Below are 2314 nucleotides of genomic sequence, written 5' to 3'. Positions count from 1 at the left end.
TTTTATAAAAATACTTACACAGCCAAAAAATGCACTTATAAAGCAATATAAAGCATTAATGGAAACTGAAGGGGTACATTTAGAGTTTACAGATGATGCAGTTGAAGAAATAGCAAGAATAGCAGAAGAAGTAAATGAAAAAACAGAAAATATAGGAGCAAGAAGACTCCATACGATATTAGAAAGAATAATGGAAGATTACTCTTTTGAAGCACCTGACCTAAAAGGACAGACAATAATTATTGATAAAAAAGTTGTTCAGGCTAAATTAGGAGATATAGTTCAGAATGAAGATTTAACAAAGTATATACTTTAGGGAGGAGCTGTTATGGCTGATGAAGTAAAACAATTAAAAGAAGAAATAGAAAAGTTAAAGGCTGAAATTGAAAAATTAAAAACTGAAAAATGCGAAGAAGAAAAACATGAAGAAAAAATATCAAAGCAGCAGGTAGAAGAAATTTTAGACGAAACAGAAAAAATAATTAAAAAAACTTTCTCAATTCTTGAAGGTACTTTAATAGGTGCTATTGAAGGATTAAAGAAAAATATAAAAAAGTGAGGTTTGGAAATGGAAGAACAACTCAATGAAACACCTATTCCTTTTGCAGAGCTTTTAAAAGATATAGATGTAAAAGAAAAATCTCGTGCTTACATCTTAATTGAAGCTGAACCTGCTTTAATTCCAACTATAATGGAAGAACTTGCACAAATAGAAAATGTTCGTTCTGCAGATGTTGTTACAGGTATATACGACATTATTGTTTTTGTGGAAGGGGAAAATCAGAACGAAATAGGGAGAGTTGTCATAAGAGATATAAATCCTATAAAAGGAGTAAAAAGGGCTACTACGTGTATGGTAGTGGAAATTTAGGAAGTTTTACCTTCCTTTTTCAATTTTTTTAAAAGTTTTCTTGCTTTTTTGAAAAACTCAGTATTTTCTTTGTAATCCAGATAAGTCCATAAAAATGATTTAAACTCTTTGTCGTGATACCACAACTCAATTTCTACAAATATATCTTTATCTATCTGAATTCTGTTTCCTCTATATTTTTTTGTTGCTACCAGTACTTTTTCTTCATCTACTAAAATTGGGTCTATGTTGACTGTTCTGTTTCTGTTATTTCTGTATTTATCCTCAATAAACATACAGTGTTTTTTTATATTAGCCAGGTTTAAGTGTGTGGTTAAATAATTAACAGCTACAAATTTTTTAAATAATGGATATCCCATTTCTTCAAAATAGTATTTTGAGTAAGGAAGTTCAAAAGGGGCAGTTTCAATTAAAAACTGCCCGTAAAATTTTTTTAAATGATTTTCTACTTTTTCTAAATTTTCCTTATCTTTCCACATTAATGCAAATAAAAGGAGACTTTTCATTAATGCTTTTTCTCACCTCTTGCCATTCTTATTGCGTGTTTTACAATAGGAGCAAGCATTCTCAGGTTATCTTTAACTCCACCTGTACTTCCTGGAAGATTTATTATAAGTGTATCTTTTCCTAATATACCTGCTGTAGCTCTTGAGAGAAGGGACTTAGGAGTAAATTTAACACCTATAATTCTCATAGCTTCACCAAAACCAACTGCCTCTGTTCTTATAACTTCTTTTGTGGCTTCTGGAGTAGTATCCCTTTCACTAAATCCTGTACCGCCTGTTGTAAATATGACATTTACTTTTCCTTCTAAAGATTTAAACTCCTCAATAATTTTCTCTTTATCATCTGGTAAAACCTTGTAATGACTTACTTTACCGCCAAATTCATTTTCAATAATATCAATAGCTGTTTTACCACTTTTATCTTCTGCTTTTCCTTCAAAACAGCTGTCAGAAAGGGTGATTACAGCACATTCAAGACCTGATAAATCTTCTTCGTAGTCAGATTTTCCGCCAGATTTAGACACAAGTTTTATATCTCCGATTTTCATATTCTTATCAAAAGCTTTTAGCATGTCATAAACATTTAAAAGTGCAGCAGACACTGCTGTTAAGGCTTCCATTTCTACGCCAGTTCTTCCAACACATTTTACTTCTGCTGTCGCATAAACGCCGTCTTCTTCAAGTCTGGTTTCTACAACAACATGGTCAATCATTATATTGTGGCAGAAAGGCAGTATATCTGCAGTTCTTTTAGCTCCAAACATCCCTGCCATCTGAGAAGCTGATAAAACGTCCCCTTTTGGAACTTTTCCTTCTTTTATCATTTGAACACTTTCAGAAGAAAGGTATATTTTACCTTCTGCTTTTGCTTTTCTTATTGTTTCAAATTTCATTGAAACATCTACTGGTTTAAAACCCATTATGACCTCCATCTTAA

The 2314-nt window shown here is 31.7% G+C and carries 4 protein-coding genes and 1 pseudogene; 3 read left to right on the top strand and 2 right to left on the bottom strand.

Annotation, left to right across the window (positions count from 1 at the left end):
* The 3 genes and pseudogenes from HG1285_RS04225 to HG1285_RS04235 all read left to right on the top strand — a co-directional run.
* A pseudogene (locus tag HG1285_RS04225) lies at positions 1–316 on the top strand (HslU--HslV peptidase ATPase subunit); the annotation flags it as partial.
* 12 nt (positions 317–328) lie between these two features.
* The gene (locus HG1285_RS04230; protein ID WP_008288689.1) at positions 329–559 is read left to right on the top strand and encodes a hypothetical protein; all 231 of its coding nucleotides are present in this window, start codon (positions 329–331) and stop codon (positions 557–559) included.
* 9 nt (positions 560–568) lie between these two features.
* Positions 569–871 (top strand): Lrp/AsnC ligand binding domain-containing protein, encoded by a 303-nt coding sequence (locus tag HG1285_RS04235; protein WP_008288688.1) that lies wholly within the window; start codon positions 569–571, stop codon positions 869–871.
* On the opposite strand, the gene HG1285_RS04240 is transcribed toward HG1285_RS04235, so the two are convergent.
* Positions 868–1377 (bottom strand): DUF4416 family protein, encoded by a 510-nt coding sequence (locus tag HG1285_RS04240; protein ID WP_008288687.1) that lies wholly within the window; start codon positions 1375–1377, stop codon positions 868–870. The two genes, HG1285_RS04235 and HG1285_RS04240, sit on opposite strands and share 4 nt — an antisense overlap.
* Complete coding sequence (gene moaCB, locus HG1285_RS04245) at positions 1377–2309, bottom strand: bifunctional molybdenum cofactor biosynthesis protein MoaC/MoaB (RefSeq protein ID WP_232219519.1); 933 nt, start codon at positions 2307–2309, stop codon at positions 1377–1379. Before moaCB ends, HG1285_RS04240 begins: the two co-directional genes overlap by 1 nt.
* Positions 2310–2314 lie beyond the last annotated feature (5 nt).

This window comes from Hydrogenivirga sp. 128-5-R1-1 (assembly GCF_000171895.1).
This window is presented reverse-complemented; position numbering and strand designations above follow the sequence as displayed.

Bases quoted from the DNA above. Each gene is read 5' to 3' on its own strand.
- HG1285_RS04230 (WP_008288689.1), top strand. From the start codon at position 329: ATGGCTGATGAAGTAAAACAATTAAAAGAAGAAATAGAAAAGTTAAAG.
- HG1285_RS04235 (WP_008288688.1), top strand. From the start codon at position 569: ATGGAAGAACAACTCAATGAAACACCTATTCCTTTTGCAGAGCTTTTA.
- HG1285_RS04240 (WP_008288687.1), bottom strand. From the start codon at position 1,377: ATGAAAAGTCTCCTTTTATTTGCATTAATGTGGAAAGATAAGGAAAAT.
- moaCB (WP_232219519.1), bottom strand. From the start codon at position 2,309: ATGGAGGTCATAATGGGTTTTAAACCAGTAGATGTTTCAATGAAATTT.